General features: G+C 30.4%; 20 protein-coding genes and 1 riboswitch. Of the genes, 5 read left to right on the top strand and 15 right to left on the bottom strand.

The genetic code is table 11. From position 1 onward, the window contains the following. Nucleotides 1-297: 297 nt before the first annotated feature. The 10 genes from HMPREF0629_RS08090 to HMPREF0629_RS06640 all read right to left on the bottom strand — a co-directional run bounded on the left by HMPREF0629_RS08090 (nt 298) and on the right by HMPREF0629_RS06640 (nt 7,196). On the bottom strand, nt 298-468 hold the full coding sequence (locus tag HMPREF0629_RS08090) for an N-6 DNA methylase (RefSeq protein ID WP_009222555.1): 171 nt from the start codon (nt 466-468) through the stop codon (nt 298-300). 406 nt (nt 469-874) lie between these two features. Next, nucleotides 875-1,135 (bottom strand): hypothetical protein, encoded by a 261-nt coding sequence (locus HMPREF0629_RS06600; protein ID WP_218015364.1) that lies wholly within the window; start codon nt 1,133-1,135, stop codon nt 875-877. 292 nt (nt 1,136-1,427) lie between these two features. After that, a complete protein-coding gene (locus HMPREF0629_RS06605; protein ID WP_039856747.1) occupies nt 1,428-1,970 on the bottom strand; it encodes a GNAT family N-acetyltransferase in 543 nt (180 codons plus the stop codon). 91 nt (nt 1,971-2,061) lie between these two features. Beyond that, nucleotides 2,062-2,766 (bottom strand): hypothetical protein, encoded by a 705-nt coding sequence (locus tag HMPREF0629_RS06610; RefSeq protein ID WP_009222558.1) that lies wholly within the window; start codon nt 2,764-2,766, stop codon nt 2,062-2,064. A gap of 87 nt (nt 2,767-2,853) precedes the next feature. Continuing rightward, entirely contained in the window at nt 2,854-3,336 is a 483-nt protein-coding gene (locus HMPREF0629_RS06615) for an LURP-one-related/scramblase family protein (RefSeq protein WP_009222559.1), read from the bottom strand. A 46-nt stretch (nt 3,337-3,382) separates the two neighbouring features. Continuing rightward, entirely contained in the window at nt 3,383-4,024 is a 642-nt protein-coding gene (locus HMPREF0629_RS06620; RefSeq protein ID WP_009222560.1) for an L-fuculose-phosphate aldolase, read from the bottom strand. Between the two features lie 11 nt (nt 4,025-4,035). After that, nucleotides 4,036-5,088 carry an S-methyl-5-thioribose-1-phosphate isomerase gene (locus HMPREF0629_RS06625; protein ID WP_009222561.1) on the bottom strand — a complete coding sequence of 351 codons (1,053 nt, stop codon included), beginning with the start codon at nt 5,086-5,088 and terminating at the stop codon, nt 4,036-4,038. A 9-nt stretch (nt 5,089-5,097) separates the two neighbouring features. Continuing rightward, nucleotides 5,098-5,919 carry a purine-nucleoside phosphorylase gene (locus tag HMPREF0629_RS06630; RefSeq protein WP_009222562.1) on the bottom strand — a complete coding sequence of 274 codons (822 nt, stop codon included), beginning with the start codon at nt 5,917-5,919 and terminating at the stop codon, nt 5,098-5,100. A 103-nt stretch (nt 5,920-6,022) separates the two neighbouring features. Next, entirely contained in the window at nt 6,023-6,493 is a 471-nt protein-coding gene (locus tag HMPREF0629_RS06635; RefSeq protein ID WP_009222563.1) for a glutathione peroxidase, read from the bottom strand. A 55-nt stretch (nt 6,494-6,548) separates the two neighbouring features. Next, nucleotides 6,549-7,196: a hemolysin III family protein gene (locus HMPREF0629_RS06640; RefSeq protein WP_235043740.1), complete on the bottom strand. Its 648-nt coding sequence runs from the start codon at nt 7,194-7,196 to the stop codon at nt 6,549-6,551. A gap of 136 nt (nt 7,197-7,332) precedes the next feature. Here HMPREF0629_RS06640 and HMPREF0629_RS06645 point away from each other — a divergent pair, with 136 nt between their 5' ends. From HMPREF0629_RS06645 to HMPREF0629_RS06665, 5 genes are all read left to right on the top strand, one after another. Then, entirely contained in the window at nt 7,333-7,692 is a 360-nt protein-coding gene (locus HMPREF0629_RS06645) for a hypothetical protein (protein WP_009222565.1), read from the top strand. A gap of 77 nt (nt 7,693-7,769) precedes the next feature. Beyond that, a riboswitch (THF riboswitch) is annotated at nt 7,770-7,863 on the top strand. Between the two features lie 56 nt (nt 7,864-7,919). Further along, nucleotides 7,920-8,474, top strand: a complete 555-nt coding sequence (gene folE / locus HMPREF0629_RS06650; RefSeq protein ID WP_039856896.1) for a GTP cyclohydrolase I FolE — start codon at nt 7,920-7,922, stop codon at nt 8,472-8,474. Then, nucleotides 8,471-8,947 carry an HD domain-containing protein gene (locus HMPREF0629_RS06655; RefSeq protein ID WP_009222567.1) on the top strand — a complete coding sequence of 159 codons (477 nt, stop codon included), beginning with the start codon at nt 8,471-8,473 and terminating at the stop codon, nt 8,945-8,947. The genes folE and HMPREF0629_RS06655 overlap by 4 nt, the downstream gene beginning before the upstream one ends. A 10-nt stretch (nt 8,948-8,957) precedes the next feature. After that, nucleotides 8,958-9,776, top strand: coding sequence for a 2-amino-4-hydroxy-6-hydroxymethyldihydropteridine diphosphokinase (gene folK / locus HMPREF0629_RS06660; protein WP_009222568.1), 819 nt, complete (start codon nt 8,958-8,960; stop codon nt 9,774-9,776). Between the two features lie 89 nt (nt 9,777-9,865). Next, nucleotides 9,866-11,386 carry a helicase HerA-like domain-containing protein gene (locus HMPREF0629_RS06665; RefSeq protein WP_039856898.1) on the top strand — a complete coding sequence of 507 codons (1,521 nt, stop codon included), beginning with the start codon at nt 9,866-9,868 and terminating at the stop codon, nt 11,384-11,386. A 78-nt stretch (nt 11,387-11,464) separates the two neighbouring features. On the opposite strand, the gene HMPREF0629_RS06670 is transcribed toward HMPREF0629_RS06665, so the two are convergent. The 5 genes from HMPREF0629_RS06670 to HMPREF0629_RS06690 are packed head-to-tail and all read right to left on the bottom strand — an operon-like array spanning nt 11,465 to nt 16,450. Beyond that, on the bottom strand, nt 11,465-12,154 hold the full coding sequence (locus HMPREF0629_RS06670) for a DNA alkylation repair protein (RefSeq protein ID WP_009222570.1): 690 nt from the start codon (nt 12,152-12,154) through the stop codon (nt 11,465-11,467). A 9-nt stretch (nt 12,155-12,163) separates the two neighbouring features. Then, entirely contained in the window at nt 12,164-14,008 is a 1,845-nt protein-coding gene (locus HMPREF0629_RS06675) for an ATP-binding protein (RefSeq protein ID WP_009222571.1), read from the bottom strand. After that, on the bottom strand, nt 14,005-14,949 hold the full coding sequence (locus HMPREF0629_RS06680) for a DNA double-strand break repair nuclease NurA (protein WP_009222572.1): 945 nt from the start codon (nt 14,947-14,949) through the stop codon (nt 14,005-14,007). Before HMPREF0629_RS06680 ends, HMPREF0629_RS06675 begins: the two co-directional genes overlap by 4 nt. Continuing rightward, complete coding sequence (gene rsmI / locus HMPREF0629_RS06685) at nt 14,942-15,754, bottom strand: 16S rRNA (cytidine(1402)-2'-O)-methyltransferase (RefSeq protein ID WP_009222573.1); 813 nt, start codon at nt 15,752-15,754, stop codon at nt 14,942-14,944. The genes HMPREF0629_RS06680 and rsmI overlap by 8 nt, the downstream gene beginning before the upstream one ends. Then, entirely contained in the window at nt 15,755-16,450 is a 696-nt protein-coding gene (locus tag HMPREF0629_RS06690; protein ID WP_009222574.1) for a tRNA1(Val) (adenine(37)-N6)-methyltransferase, read from the bottom strand. Nucleotides 16,451-16,518: the final 68 nt, after the last annotated feature.

A 16,518-nucleotide genomic window follows, 5' to 3' on the forward strand; every position in this document is an offset into this window, starting at 1 on the left:
AACGATATACAAAAGTGCCGTTCATATACCAAGCAAGAATTTCAGAAAAGCTGTCAAAATTCGTAAGATAAGGCGAATCGGAAATAAGATAATTTTTAATATCCATTGCATACACTACCTCTTTTTCTCTTCGGCTTATGTGCTGCTTGCAACCATTATTTTAGTAGATATTGGCTTTAAACAACACATAAAACACCAATTTCTTCAGTTTTTAACTTTGGTAGAAGCTTCAAAACCTTTGATTTTACTGAACTATTTACCTCTGTCATTATTATGACACGATACCCGTAACAATGGTCATATTACTCGACAATTATTGAAAGATTTCAATATGGCAACAATTGTTCTTACAATACTTGAAGGCGTATAAAATTCACCACCCTTTGTTCCTTCATAGGCAGCAAACTGAGCAATACAGTATTCATAAGTCCTACCTAATAAATCCTTGCTTGCCTCAGTTTCATCCATATTTTACTTCATTAGTAAATAAACCGACAACTTCCACAAGACTCTTTTATCCAAATCCGGACTTGCATAATTCTTAGGCAAAACATTAAGTCCCTTATTAAACTTTATAATATGAGTATTTTCATCTGTAACTTCTTTATTCGTCAAATTCCTAATATTTTAACTGTAACACTTTCTTTCTATTAAGTTTATTTATTGTGTATGTACTTATATTTGCTTTTTCAGCAAGTTCTTTTTCTTCATATTCTTATCTATCAATAATTTTATAGTCCATTGTAATCAAATTTTATCATTTACACTACTAACCCCTTAATTTTATGTTTTTACATAACACTTGTCTTCTTTCCAATTTAAATTATATACCGCTATTATCCTGTTATTTATCACTTTTATAAAGGGCTTCTTACTATTCAATACGCACAACCACAGGAGATACAGTAATATTTCCCGCTCCTTCTACGATATACCAATGTCCTTTTTCAAGTTTAATCTTCTCAGTTAAGCCATCCGTAATAGAATCAATAGTAAATTTCTCTTTTGTTTCTACATCAACAAATACTACAGATGTATCCTTATCGACAGAAACTTTGACTGTTCCAAATACAGGGCTGATTTGTGAAGATTTTAGCGTTGAATTATCAGGCAACACAAATTTATGATTCTTCATAAAACTTGAATAACCGATTACAATTATTAGAACAATGAGTGGAATCACTATTGCTAAGACCCATTTTTTTATTTTTCTTCATTAAACAACCTCCTCAGATTCTAATTTATATACTTTCTATATATATGCAATCTTTAAAAGTTCCATATTTGTCTAACTATACAAAATATTCATTCTTACAAGTTCAATAATGTTGTATTCTGATTCTTTGCCTACTTGTTTTTCACATAATAAAGGCGATATTTCTATCACCTTAAATTGCCTATTTTGTTTTTTTCTACAAGCCGATTTGTCAATCAGATAAATCTATCCAATATCTCTCAAGACTAACTTTCTCAGTTGGTTCATAAACAGTTGATTCATAAATTCCGCCATTATTTATTATGACTCTCTTGCTGGCTTCATTGTCTTTTAAACATGTTATTAGTATTTTTCCCAAGCCTAATTCTTTACATATCGGAAGAATTTCTCGTAACATGAAGGTCGCATAGCCTTTTTTTCTCTCCGAACTGCATACTGAATAACCTATATGTCCACCATATTGTCCTAAGAATTCGTTAAGATAGTGTCTAATCTGAATAACGCCTACAATTTTATTATCCGCTTCCCTCAAGCAAATAAATTGTGTTTGGGGGACAAATCCTTTTGGACAAGTCTCTAATGCTGAAAAGTCTTCCACCTGTTTTATCCATTCTGAAATATTTTCCATTTTTCGTAAAGATAAGCAACCGTCCATAGAGCCGCCATATTTTATAAATTCTTGTCTAAAGTTTTGTATTTCCTTTTCATATTCAATAGTAGGTATGATTAATTTTAAATTTTCATTTTTTATCATATAATACCTCTCTAAATTCATATATCTATTTTTATAACTATATCATTTTTCTATAACCCTAAATTGTTTATTTTTTTCTACAAACCGAAATTTATAGAGCATTCCAAATAAAGCAAAATGCAAAAATACATCCCCAGGCATTTTCCGTTTCAGTTTTTACAACCAACATTCCATAAATGGCAATAAATGTAGTAATCAGTTCAATAATTCCCCAAAAGCTTGTGTTTATCGGATGAAAAAGTAAACAAATTATTGCACAGATAATAGCGCCATAGTTTATCCAAATGTTCTTAAAAGGGTAGCGTTGATTAATTTTGTCGGATATTACTACATAATTAACTCCTTCAAAAAATCCCCAAGTCAAAATAATTAATAACATCCCCAAAACATTTATCGGAAAACCGCCGGATATTACATCATCTCTTATTAAAATGCTTGAAAATGGTCGGTATCCCTTAAAGTTTCCTGATGCAAACTCATAAATAATCAACGGTATAAAAAAAAGTATAGTTCCAAGTATTGATTTTAAAATATTTTTCTTTTTCAATCCATATTCATAGAAACTTTCTTTTCTCAAAATCATTACAGCGACTATTCCTAACCCGGCTACTCCAAACTGTATTCCGGCATTAAATAGCAGTCTTGAAACCAAATTAATATTGCTGTTTGTAATAAAATCTTTCATTTGAGTACCGTATACCGCATATATTCCAAAAACTGCAAAAGTGACAATCCCAATAATCATAAGATCTAAGTCTAATCTTTGCTGTTCCGGTGTTAGTTGTTTTTTACTCATAAGTATCTTCCCCGAATTCATATTTATTTTTTAATCGTACCATTTTTATCTGTATTTTCAGCTTATTATTAAATCCTTAAATACCAATCAATGTTGTTGCATATCTTTTATATCATCTACAGCAATTAAAAGAGCAAGTAATTCTTCCTCATATTCAGGTTCAATTACCCTTATTACAAAAGTATCTCCCCATGCTAATATTTCTTGGCTGATTTCTCCGACCAATCTTTCAGAATCATATATAGAAAAATTTAAGTCTAAAAAATTGCCTTCCAATTTTAGTGAGTACTCATCTGAGATAACATCAATATCTTTTCTAAAAAATGTGAAGTTTTGCTTTATCACAAATGATCTTCCATCACTGAATTTTACGTTATATCTTGGCATAAGCGTAAAAATTTCTCTATCAATAACAAAATTTCCGCTTCCGTCTGCTTTAGTTACATTCACTGTATTTCCTATAATTTTAAAATCCTGATCTACATAATAAACCGCATTTTGATTATAGTCCAAAACTTCATAATGATCGGTAATCTTAAAAACTTTTTGTTTTACATATAAGTTATGCATATTGTCCTCCTGATGTATTGTATAAAAATTATATCAAATTTTACATTTATTTATATTTATAGCTTTTAAATTTTTTCATAACTTCTTCAAGCTGTTCTTTTGTTAAAAGATTGCCTCCTCCAATCAGCTTTGTCAGATAATATAATTCAGATACATATTCCAAATGTTCCGCTGTAGAAAATGCTTCTTCTATACTCGAACCCAATGCTATTAGACCGTGATTTGCAAGAAGTACGGCATTTCTATCCTCTGTTGCTTCTAAAGCATTTTTTGCAAGTTCCACACTTCCATATGTTGCATATTTTGCACATTTGACATCAAACCCCGCAAGAGCTATTAAATAGTGAACAGGTTGAAGTGTTTCTCCCATACACGAAATTGCAGTTGCATATTTTGAGTGAGTATGTACTATTGCGTCCACATCTTCTCTGTTATTGTAATATATCAAGTGCATTTGCCACTCACTTGACGGTTTTAAATTACCTTCTATCACATTCCCGTCTGAATTCATAATTACTATATCATTAATTTTTATTTCAAAATAGTCCATGCCGCTTGGGCTTATAGCCATAACTTTATTCTCTCTGTCAAATATACTTATATTTCCGCCGGAGCCTTTTGTAAGTCCATGGGTAATTAATTTTTTCCCATATTCAACGACAAGCTCTCTCTCTTTTTCCATCAACATACTAAAACCTCTTAATAATATTCTTTTACTTCTGTTTCAAAATACCTCTTTAAATTATACGGTACATATACTCCCTTGTCAGTAACTACTCCACTTACTAAATGCGGTGGTGTTATGTCAAATGACGGATAGTATCCGCAAACTCCATCAAGTGTATTTTTTATCCCTCTTGCTTCAAGTACAAGCCTCGAATCTCTATACTCTATAGTAACACTTGATATGTCAGAATTTTTTTCATCGGGTATTCCTGTTACAAAATATGGAACTCCATGATATTTTGCGCACAACGCTATTTGATATGTGCCTATCTTATTTACAACATGTCCGTCCATACAAATAACATCTGCAGCTGATGTAAACAAGTCTATTTTATTATTTTTCATCACAAATGCGGGCATATTATCTGTAATTACAATTGTATCAAATCCCTGCTGCCTTGCAACGCTTGCAGTAAGCCTTGCTCCTTGAAAATACGGTCTTGTTTCCGGTACAAAAAGTTTTATGTCTTTGCCTCTTTGCTTAGCTTCTCTCAGCATTGTTCCCACTATTGTCTCGCCAAAACACTGAGTCATTATAGATCCATTATCCGGAAATAAATTCACTAAATTTTTTGCAACAATGCTCATTGTAAAATATCTTCGGTTTAAGCTTTCAAGTGTTCTCTCAAAAATTATCTCATCAAATGCTCTGCCCGAATCTGCAAAATTTTTTACAGCATTTAAGCAGCCTTCCGTAACTTTCTTCATGCGCTCAACCGTAGTCGGTCTTGCATGACTTAGTATGCATGATGCTTTTTCTAAATAGCTCAGAATATCTTCCCATTTCATATTTCTGCATTCGTAGGCTGCAAGTGCCATACCCATACCGGCAGCAGTATATGGTCCTGCACTTTGTGTTACCATATCTGCTATTGCCTCTGCAACTTCAATATAGCTATGACATGTTACAAATTTTATCTCTGTGGGATATACTCTTCTGTCTAAAATTTTAACTGCACCGTTTTCATACCACGCCACATTTTCATATTTAAGCATAAATGCCAAATCGTTATCTTGTCTTATCATAAGTTACCTCTAAATTTTTTTTACTATTTCATTTACCAATCGCTTAAATTTTTCCGCCAACTGACTTGCCACTATATCAACTTCCTCGGCTGTAACTCTATTATTTAAAACTCCTGCCGCCATATTACTTATTAAGGATAATCCGATAACTTTAATATTACAGTGTATTGCCGTTATCACTTCTGTTACAGTTGACATTCCCACAGCATCGGCTCCCATTGCTCTCATAGCTCTTATTTCTGCAGGCGTTTCAAACTGCGGACCTTCTGCATAAAAATATATTCCCTCTTTTAGATTAATACCTAAATCTTTTGCCGACTTCTTCACAATTTCTCTAAGTTCTCTGTCATACGCATTTGACATATCAAAAAATCTTGGACCGAATTCATCAAAATTATTTCCTCTAAGAGGACTTGACCCCATAAATTTTATGTGATCCTCTATCAACATTATGTCCCCTGTATTATAAGAAATATTTATTGCACCTGCAGCATTAGTAAGTATTACAGTTTCAACCCCAAGCAGTTTAAATACTCTTATGGGAATTACAAGCTGTTCAAATTCATACCCCTCATAATAGTGAAATCTACCGGACATACATATTACATCTTTTCCCTTCAACTGTCCCAATATTAACCTACCTGCATGAGATTTAACCGTAGATTTTAAAAAATTGGGAATTTCATCATAATCAATTATTACTTGATTTTCAATTTCATCCGACAACTCACCTAAGCACGAACCGAGTACTATCCCTATACTCGGTCTGAAATTTATTTTTGATAATATATAATCAGCGCTCTCTTTAAAGTATTCATAATCATAATTCACGATATCACCTTTTCTTTCTATTATTTTATTACAATTTTAGTTTAGCATAGCCTCAAATCCTTTGCAATCACATACAAAAAAGGCTGACACAAGTTCAGCCTTTTTATAGTAAATTTTCTATTTCACTTTCCAATTTTTCAGGTGTTGTTGTAGGTGCAAACCTCTCTACAACATTTCCGTTTCTGTCTATTAAAAACTTTGTGAAATTCCATTTAATTGAACTTAACAATGCTCCCCTCTTTTCACTCTTTAAATATTTATAAAGAGGAGCTTGATTTTCTCCATTTACATCTATCTTTGCCATCATGGGAAAGCTCACTCCGTAGTTCAAACTGCAAAATGTTCTTATTTCTTCATTACTTCCCGGATCTTGGTTTCCAAATTGATTACATGGAAATCCTATTATTACAAATTTTTTATCTTTATATTTTTGATATAACAACTCAAGTCCTTCGAACTGAGGAGTAAAACCGCACTTACTTGCAGTATTTACAATGAGCATTACATAGCCGTCATACTCTCTTAAAGAAACTTCTTCTCCAAATGTATCTTTTACCTTAAAATCATATATCATATACTTACCTCAACTTTCTATGATATAAATATACCCATATAATTTTTAACACTATCTATTGCAAAAAATTATATATGGCAACAAGATGACAAATTGCTGCTGCAAGTACGAAAAAATGCCATATTATATGATTATATAACGGTAATTTTTTCTTATAAAAGTAAGTTCCCATTGTATATATTATTCCACCTGAAACTATCAATATTAGAAATGTAAAACTTGTCTTTAGCAGTATTTCCTTTATCATAAAAATTGAAATCCAACCCATAAACACATATATGAACACCGACAATTTTTTAAACTTATCGTACTTCCCGTAGGTGCATAGTTTAAAAATAAATCCTATTGCTGCAATAGTCCAAATTAAGCTTAAAAATAAAATTTTAGCTTTTCCCTCCAATATTGTTAAAATTATTGGTGTATATGAACCTGCAATAAAGAAAAATATTGCAGAATGATCAAAAATTCTAAGTATCCCCTTTGCTTTTTCATTCTGAATCCCATGGTACAATGTACTTGCCAAAAACATAAATATAAAACAACTTGCATAAATTATATATCCTGCAAATTCTGAAGCGCTTATAATACTTGCAAATTTAAAAATCATTAAGATTAGAAACACAATTCCTATAATTACTCCGATGCCATGACTTGCACTGTTAAATATTTCAATTATAAGATTTTCTCTCTTAGCTTTTTCCATCATCAATCACCCCTGTTTTTTTATTTTCATAAATTTAATATTCTTCCCTAATTTTATTTTAACACTTATGAGCTATATCTTCAAATGCCACTATAATTTTTGATGCTGTATGCTATAATATCTGTGGAGGTACAACATGAAATACATAAAAAAACTTGCACCATATGTAAATATATTATTTATAGTAACATCAACTTTAATATATATAATGTCATATTTAAATTATGAACCAAATTTTAATTTTACATGGTTTTTAATCTTTTATTTATCACTTACATTTTTAGCAATTATAGTAAATTTTACTCTAATGATATTTAAACTTTCTGTGGGAATATCCGATAAAAAATATGTCAAAAATTTTTTAATTTCATTTTTAATTTACAGTATGTTATCTATTTTATTATGCTTTATCCTAAAAAAATGTAATACATCAAATGTTATATGCTCAATAATAATTGGATTTATCATAGCATCTACCACGACAAATAAAATTTAAATCCGGTTAATTCCTTCCGATTTTTGCGTCTATATTTTACTTTACTTTTTGACTTATCGTGATATAATTTACACAGACGAAGAGTAAGTATATCACGTTAAGTGTAGAAGAATGGGATGTAGTCTTCTAAAGAAAAAATTTTTTTTGCGATGATATATTGCTTCCGCTTTGTTATGGAAGTGTTGTCTTTGACAATGCTTTTTTTATTTTTTGAAAGGGTGATTAAAATAGATAATAAAAAAATTGAAAAGGCAGTTACTATGATACTTGAGGCAATAGGAGAAGATCCTTCAAGAGAGGGACTTGTTGAAACACCTCAAAGAGTAGCTCGTATGTATGAAGAAATTTTTAGCGGTCTTGGTCAAACAGCCGAAAATCATTTGTCAAAAACATTTGAACTTGTTGACGGAAATATGGTAATTGAAAAAGATATAACCTTTTATTCAATGTGCGAACACCATCTTCTTCCATTTTGGGGTAAAGTACATATAGCTTATATGCCTAACGGAAGAGTAGCAGGGCTTTCAAAACTTGCAAGAACTGTTGATGTATATGCTAAAAAACCTCAACTACAAGAAAGATTAAATCTTGAAATTGCAAATGCAATTATGGAATACTTAAATGCACAAGGTGTACTTGTTGTTGTAGAAGCGGAGCATATGTGTATGAATATGCGCGGTGTAAAAAGACCCGGTACAAAAACTGTTACTTCAATAAGTAGAGGAATTTTAGAAACAGACTTAAATCTTAGAAATGAAGCATATAGATTGATGAATTTATGATAAATACAAATATAATTTTAAATTTAGATTTTATTAAAGAAAAATTAAGCACACTTGAGTATTTAGAGCGTGATAGAATTTATTGCAGACATAATATGATGCACTTTTTAAGTGTTGCAAGAATTTGTTATATTTTATGTCTCGAAAATAAAATTAATATAGATAGAGATTTGGTTTATTCGGCGGCAATACTTCATGATTTAGGCAGAATTGAAGAAATTAAATCAGGTATAAGACACGAAATAGCATCTTGTGATGTTGCAAAGGTTGCACTTGAATATACTAACTTCAGTCTTGATGATAAGATGCTAATACTATCGGCAATAAAAAATCACAGAACGAAATCTGATGAAATTACATTTGAAAGTCTTTTTTATAAAGCTGATAAACTTTCAAGAAATTGTTTTGATTGTATGTCATCTGATGTTTGTAACTGGAGTTCTGAAAAGAAAAATCATAAAATAACTTATTAAAGGAGTAGTCATGGATTATATAAACATTTCAAATTTAATAGTTTTTGCAAATCACGGAGTCTTTGATGCCGAAAAATCACTTGGTCAAAAATTTATGATTGATTTAAAACTTGGAATTAATTTGCAGCATTGTGCAATTACAGGCGACCTTACAAAAAGTGTTCACTATGGAATACTGGCAGAAGATATAACAAAACTTTTTAAATCAAAATCAAACGACTTAATTGAAACCTGTGCTGAAGAAATTGCACAATTCATATTAAAAAAATATGAAATTGTGGAAGATGTATTTGTAAGAGTAAAAAAGCCATGGGCTCCCGTAATGCTTCCGACAGACAATATTTTTATTGAAATATATAGAAAAAGACATTTTGCTTTTTTAGGTTTAGGCTCCAATATGGGTAACTCAAATGAAATATTGGCAAGTGCTGTAGAAATGATAAATGACGAATACACAACTGTCGTAAAATCATCTAAATTATATAAAACGGCACCTTGGGGTTATACCCAGCAAAATGATTTTTTAAATCAAGTTATTGAAATTTCAACTACCTATGAACCGCTTGAACTTCTAAGGCATTTACAAAAAATAGAACTTGACCTCGGACGCAAACGTGAAATTCATTGGGGCCCGAGAACAGTTGATATTGATATTTTATTCTTTGATGATTTTAAAATGTACCATCCGGATTTGATAATCCCTCATCCATATATTTCAGAAAGGCAATTTGTCCTTGAGCCAATGTGTGATATAGCGGCTCATTACATTCATCCAATCTTTAATAAATCCATGAGAGTTTTATTTGAAGAACTGAAAGCCAACTCATAACATCCTTTAACAAGGATGTTTTTTTATTTACTATTTTTTTTATTATCAGTTTAATGTTATAATCTAAATTAAGAACTAACATGGAGGTTATCATGAAACTATTGATTGCACGTGGAAATGAAGATATAAATTTATTAAGCGATAAAGTAAACCAACACGGTTTAATTTGTGGAGCAACCGGTACAGGAAAAACTGTAACTCTTAAAGTCTTATGTGAATATTTTTCCGATTTGGGTGTTCCGACAATACTTTCCGATGTAAAAGGTGATCTTGCAAATTTATGCAAAATCGGCACAATGAACGACAAATTAAATTCAAGAATATCGGAACTGAATTTGCAAAACTTTGAGTTTAAAAATTATCCGATAACGCTTTGGGATGTGTATGGAGAAAAAGGTCTTCCTCTAAGAATTACCATATCAGAAATGGGTCCTATCCTACTATCACAAATATTAGAACTAAATGATACGCAAACAGGAATATTGAACATCGCCTTTAGAGTTGCAGATGAACAGGGACTTCTATTAATTGATATAAAAGATCTCCGTTCAATGTTAAACTACTTGGCGGAAAATAAGAATAAATATTCAAGCTTATATGGAAATATAACTGAACAAAGTATAAGTGCAATTCAAAGAAAAATTTTGATGCTTGAAGACAGAGGGGGCGATATGTTTTTCGCAGAACCTGCTCTTGACATAAATGATATATTTAAAAAAGATACGGACGGAAGAGGATATATAAATATTTTATCAAGCAAAAAACTTATAAATAACCCTACACTATATTCTATGTTTCTGTTATGGCTTCTTTCAGAATTATTTGAAACTCTTCCGGAAATTGGAAATCCTGAAATTCCAAAACTGGTATTCTTCTTTGACGAAGCACATCTTCTATTCAATAATGCGCCTAAATTAATTCAGGACAAAATTGAACAGGTCATAAGACTCATTCGTTCAAAGGGAGTCGGAATATTCTTTATAACACAAAATCCGCTTGATATTCCATCAACTGTATCATCACAGCTCGGCAACAGAATAGTACACCAACTGAGAGCATTCTCTCCAAGAGAATTAAAAGCAATAAAAGAAATTTCTGAAACATTTAGACCAAATCCAAGTATGAATATATCCGAGGAAATAACAAAGCTTAAAACCGGAGAGGCTTTAATTTCATTTCTTGATGAAAGCGGAGCTCCTTCAATTACAAATAAGGCTCTTATTCTACCGCCTCATTCATCATTTGATGCTCTTACGGATGACGAATATCAATATATAATTTCAAATTCTCAATTGTTCTATAAATATAGAGAACTTGTGGATAGAGAATCCGCATATGAAATTTTGGAAAGAAAGTTAACTGAGCAAAAACAGGAAATCATAAATACAAAACAAAAAATTGAAGAGTTAAAACTTCAACGAGAAGAAGAAAAACTTAAAGCTCAAAGAGAAAAAGAGCTTAAAAAACAACAAGAATATGAAGAGAGACAGAGAAGAAAAACTCAAAGTGCAGTCACAAAAGGAGTAGATTCATTCCTCAATACAATGACTCGCTCAATAGGTCGTGAAATAGCAAGAGGTCTCTTCGGGTCAATAACTAAAAAAAGATAAAAGCAGCTTAAAGCTGCTTTTTAATTTGTTTCAATTAAATGAATTTGTCTTTATTATCTATTATTTAATTCTTGCATATTATTTAATTTTAAGTGATTTTAGATACAATTTTCTATCATCACTTATTCTTCTGCTTTCAACCGCTTTTTGTATCGACTTGTTTTGAACAAACTTATCTAATGACTTCTCTTCTATCAATTTAATTGCCACATCATATTGTTTTATAAGTGCAAAACTTAAATACCATGCTATTGCCATATTTATATAGTATTCATCCGATTTTATTTCTGCAACCTTATATAACATATCAGTTTCAAATCTTTCATCAAGATATTTTGACATTAGAGATACTATAGCAAATCTCTTTGTATAAGTATGTTCACTCTCAAGCCACCTTAGAATCTCCGCATAAGATTTTTCAGAATATTTTTTAAAAATTACCGGAGAAAATAAATCACAGGTCTCCCAATTATCTACAACAGGTAAAAAATCATCTATCAGTTTAATCGCTTTTTCAAAATCGTTCTCTCTTTCAATCAAAAACCCGTGCAAATTATTTTCTTCGAAATATTTGTGCGGAATACTATTTAAAAAATCATCATAATTATAGTTTTTTAAAATATGTTTTGAAATATTTCTAAGTACAGGGGTTCTAACACCTATCATTGTATCTTTATTCACATTCGGAATCAATTTTGAATTAAATTCTCTATATTCTAAATCTTGATTTTTAAAAAGCTCATCCATTATATATTTATTTATATCCATAAATATCTCCTAATTTTCTCCATCTTTAAGTTTATATTGTGAACCTAAAAACGTCTCTTCAACTTCAATAAGTCCACAATTTTCAAGTTCTTTCAATTTTAAATTAAATTGATCTACTGTATAATTTACTGAATATTTTTCATAAATACTCCTAATTATTGAAAGGCTGTCTACCGATGTGGATATAGGCATATATTCTTTTACATAATTTAAAAATTTAGCATTATCTTTCAGTTTTATACTTGAAAGTTCATCAAACGGATTTTCCTTATGAGGTGATTGAGTATGTGCCGCTCTTATTCTGACATAAGAAGTTCTTCCCATTTTAGCAGATGATATAAATACATCACCGGTTGTGAGATATGGCAATCTTTTTGATTCATCGGTAGAAATATCAGTTTCTTCTCTAATAGTATCAATATCGGATGCCCTTACAGTTCTAAAAATAAATTTTGTATTTAATTGTGCAGTTATAGTTTCATCTAAAAGAGTCGGCCTCTGTGTCGCAAGAATTAAAAATACACCATATTTTCTTCCCTCTTGTGCTATCTCCCTTAAAATAGATTTTGAAGGCGTATCATATCCTTTTGGAGCGAAATTATGTGCTTCATCCGTAACAATTATAAATGGTGGAAAAAATTCTGCCGCTTCCGCTCTGTATACAGATTCTCTATATTCTCTTCTCTCATAATACAACTTATTCAATAAGTATGTAGAAAATACTTGTATAATCCTTGTAGATCCTTGTATAACCATAAGGTTACCTGATTTAAGTCCATCTACAAGTTCTGTTATATCTCTATTAAAAATCCCCTCATTATATAATTTAGCAAGACGCCACATAACTCCTTTTACAGATTGTATTGGACAAGTTTTATCATACTTTAAAAATATTTTTCTTTTTTCTTCCCATTCTTCTTTTTCTTCCTGTTCTGCATAGAAAATCTTCTCATCAATTTTTTCAATTGAACCAACTTCTTGAGCCTCTATTAAATATTTTAGCTTATTAAAAAAGCTGAAATAATTGTTCCCCCTTACAAAAATTGTATCTACTGTGTTATTCATCGAATCAGTAAGCTGACTTGACGTATTCAAAAGATTTTTAATATCTGCAACTGTAAGTTCTTCAAATTTTATTCCAATATCAACACCTATCTGCAAAGCCGAAAATTTATCATTATAATCTCTTACAATATTTCCGCCTGATTTTTGACTAAATGACATTTCATAATGCGGATCAAGAACAATTGTAGGAATATTTTTTTGCATGATTTCTTCAAGAACAACTCTAAGTCCGAAACTCTTTCCGGAACCTGATCCTCCAAAAACTCCAATATGAGGATATTCGTGCATTGACTTATAATCAAACACATATGGTACATCTTTTTGATTTAAAAATTTTCCGTCCTCAAATGTTTCAACTAAATTCTTATACTCATCATTCATATCATCTGTAAGTGAATCCGTATTTCTGATTACCCCAAGCAAAAGTCCGTCACTTGGACTTGTAGATATAATTAATTTTTTAACTTCAGAAAACTTCGGAACCCTAACACTGCTACCTGTAAGCACAGGATATAATGCTTCCTTTAACAGACGAAGTCTACCTATATATATAGTTTCATCATTTACGTCATATCCCATAATTCTAAGACTTTCAATAACTGAATTATCAATGAAATCTCCACCAATATTAAGCGGGATATATCTGTTAAAAGTTTTAGCTTCAACTATTTCTCCTACTAAATCTCCTTGAACTTCATCTTCAACGATTAAAAACTCATTCATCCTAAAGTTTCTATCTTTTGAACCTATATATACTTCTTGTCCTGTTGTAATTCCAACTACTTTCATAAACTTCTCCTATCTCTTTCCGATATAAAAAATCTTTCATATATATCTCTGTCTAAATATTCTTCAAGCATAGCTTTTATTATAGCATCTGTTATTTTAACCTCACTATCAACAATATCAAGCCATAAAGGAACTCCTCTTGAATTCTCCGGAGTCAATGTATATACCAAATTTGCAATATCCGTCAAATATTCTCTTTGACTTTCTATTAAATCAAGTCCTACCATCATAGCAGAGTTTGAAGTTCTGAGAAATGCACTCACAAGTCCTCCCTCCTGAAACTTATTATTATATGCATCAAAAACTTCAAAAATTTCTCCTTTTAAAAGTCTGCCATATAAAATTTCTCTATCATAGATATTTTCAGCTCTATTTACAGAACGTGAAATTATATTAGTCTTTAAATCTTTAATAACTCCGACTAAAATAACGTCATTTTTTTCAGCATTTTCAATAAGTTCATTATATCCGTCACTATTATTTATTTTATATCGTATAAGACCTCCGTCCATCATCAAAATCTTAGGTCTATGCTGTTCTATTGATTTTAATGCAGCTTTAAGTTCAATATCGGCAAGCATCTTATCTCTATTCTTATTTTCAAATTCCCTATTGTCAATAATTCCGTCTATCATCGGAGTATAACATTCATTTAAAAAAATTCTTTCTCCTACCGTCGGTTTTGCAAGAGCTTGGAATAATTCTATATAGTGCGGATACGCTCCCCCAACTCTGTTTGTAGAACCGTCTACTCCAACTACAAGTCCAAATTTTAAAAGCTCATCGCTTGAAAGTTTCTTGAGAGTTTTTATTTTTCCTGCCTTATTTAAAATTTCCGTCCTGAATCGATTCATATCCATAGAAAAAATTTCTTCATATTTATTTTTAAGCAATGTATTAATATTTTTTATTTCAGTTTCAATATCTTTTAAATTACTCATTAAAAACCTCTAAACTAATTTTATAAACTTCATTTTTAGATAAATTATATTCCTTTGAAACATCCTTTACAGCCTGAGATTTCTTAACTCCCGACTGAATTTTAGCTTCAAGTATTGACTTTATATCAATTTCTTCATCTTTCTTACAAAATCCCTCTACAACAATTACAAATTCCCCTTTTAAAGTTATATCATCAAAATTATTTAATATACTCTTCAATGATCCTCTATATGTAGTTTCATATATTTTTGTAAGTTCTCTTGAAATTGAAATTTTTCTATCTTCAAATATTTCATATAAATCATCTAACATTGCTTTTAATCTATGTGGTGCTTCATAAAAAATTAATGTGAATTTTAAATCCTTTATATTTTCAAGTTCTTTTTTTCTCAAGCTTGACTTTGAATTCAAAAATCCGTAAAAAATAAAGTGTTCAGTATCAAGTCCTGATAAAACAAGTGCAGTAAGTGCAGCATTGGCACCCGGTAAAACTTTAAATTCAATTTTTTCTTCTATAAGTTTTTTTACAAGCACCTCTCCCGGATCACTTATTCCGGGAAGTCCTGCATCAGTTACAACAGCTATATCATTATCTTTTGAAAGCTCAACTATATTTTCAGATTGAGAAACTTCGTTAAACTTATGATAACTTATCAACTTTTTTTTGATTCCATAACTATTTAAAAGTTTTAAGGTAACTCTTGTATCTTCTGCCGCAATTATATCTACTGAATTTAATACTTCAAGTGTTCTCTCCGTTATATCCTTTAAATTTCCGATTGGTGTAGGACAAAAATATATCATCTATATCTCCTCGTTATTATATATTTTTTCAAAGTCATGTGAAATTTTATCATTTTCATACAATACTAAGTCTTGTTCTATGTTAAATCCACATTTAGCTTGTTTAACTGCCTTTACTAAAATTAAACTCGCTTTTGTATTAAAATTCTTTTTTACAAATCTAATTTTTTTAGGTTCAATACTTGCATCTCTAAGAAGTATAAACAAATCTATCATTCTTTCAACCGCTATTACAATATAGAGAGTTCCTCCATTTTTAAGCATATACTTAGCTACATTCACAAAATCATCTAATCTCTCGCTATGTCTTGCTTTTGCAATAGTATCATTACCGGCTCTCATTCCGCTATTGTAGTATGGAGGATTTATTACTATTGTATCCACACTCTGATGTAAAACAAAATTTTTAACATCCGATATATCAATATTGTAATTTATTATTTTATCATCAAGATGATTTTCTATTATGGACTTATTTAAAAGCTTTACTGCATTTTCATTTATTTCAAAATTTATAAATTTTGTTGCTTTATCAATAAGCCTTAAACACAAAATTCCTGTTCCGCTACCAAAATCCGCACAAACGCCTTTTACTTTTGCAAATGATGATAATATTAATGAATCAGTGCCATATTTAAAACTATTTTCATCTTGATAAATTATATATTTTGTTCCGGGTACATAATCTCTTTTCATAAAATTATTTTACCATAAAATTATATATTATAAATACAACTATATAAAAAAAGAGAAGTATTAAACTT

This window comes from Peptoniphilus sp. oral taxon 386 str. F0131 (assembly GCF_000090945.1).
Taxonomy (GTDB): domain Bacteria; phylum Bacillota; class Clostridia; order Tissierellales; family Peptoniphilaceae; genus Anaerosphaera; species Anaerosphaera mikwangii.

Bases quoted from the DNA above. Each gene is read 5' to 3' on its own strand.
- HMPREF0629_RS06675 (WP_009222571.1), bottom strand. From the start codon at position 14,008: ATGAAAGTAGTTGGAATTACAACAGGACAAGAAGTATATATAGGTTCA.
- HMPREF0629_RS06625 (WP_009222561.1), bottom strand. From the start codon at position 5,088: ATGATAAGACAAGATAACGATTTGGCATTTATGCTTAAATATGAAAAT.
- HMPREF0629_RS06670 (WP_009222570.1), bottom strand. From the start codon at position 12,154: ATGGATATAAATAAATATATAATGGATGAGCTTTTTAAAAATCAAGAT.
- folK (WP_009222568.1), top strand. From the start codon at position 8,958: ATGGATTATATAAACATTTCAAATTTAATAGTTTTTGCAAATCACGGA.
- HMPREF0629_RS06635 (WP_009222563.1), bottom strand. From the start codon at position 6,493: ATGATATATGATTTTAAGGTAAAAGATACATTTGGAGAAGAAGTTTCT.
- HMPREF0629_RS06690 (WP_009222574.1), bottom strand. From the start codon at position 16,450: ATGAAAAGAGATTATGTACCCGGAACAAAATATATAATTTATCAAGAT.
- HMPREF0629_RS06645 (WP_009222565.1), top strand. From the start codon at position 7,333: ATGAAATACATAAAAAAACTTGCACCATATGTAAATATATTATTTATA.
- HMPREF0629_RS06640 (WP_235043740.1), bottom strand. From the start codon at position 7,196: ATGGAAAAAGCTAAGAGAGAAAATCTTATAATTGAAATATTTAACAGT.
- HMPREF0629_RS06620 (WP_009222560.1), bottom strand. From the start codon at position 4,024: ATGTTGATGGAAAAAGAGAGAGAGCTTGTCGTTGAATATGGGAAAAAA.
- rsmI (WP_009222573.1), bottom strand. From the start codon at position 15,754: ATGATATATTTTTGTCCTACACCAATCGGAAATTTAAAGGATATAACG.
- HMPREF0629_RS06680 (WP_009222572.1), bottom strand. From the start codon at position 14,949: ATGAGTAATTTAAAAGATATTGAAACTGAAATAAAAAATATTAATACA.
- HMPREF0629_RS06615 (WP_009222559.1), bottom strand. From the start codon at position 3,336: ATGCATAACTTATATGTAAAACAAAAAGTTTTTAAGATTACCGATCAT.
- HMPREF0629_RS06600 (WP_218015364.1), bottom strand. From the start codon at position 1,135: ATGAAGAATCATAAATTTGTGTTGCCTGATAATTCAACGCTAAAATCT.
- HMPREF0629_RS06610 (WP_009222558.1), bottom strand. From the start codon at position 2,766: ATGAGTAAAAAACAACTAACACCGGAACAGCAAAGATTAGACTTAGAT.
- HMPREF0629_RS06605 (WP_039856747.1), bottom strand. From the start codon at position 1,970: ATGATAAAAAATGAAAATTTAAAATTAATCATACCTACTATTGAATAT.
- HMPREF0629_RS08090 (WP_009222555.1), bottom strand. From the start codon at position 468: ATGGATGAAACTGAGGCAAGCAAGGATTTATTAGGTAGGACTTATGAA.
- HMPREF0629_RS06655 (WP_009222567.1), top strand. From the start codon at position 8,471: ATGATAAATACAAATATAATTTTAAATTTAGATTTTATTAAAGAAAAA.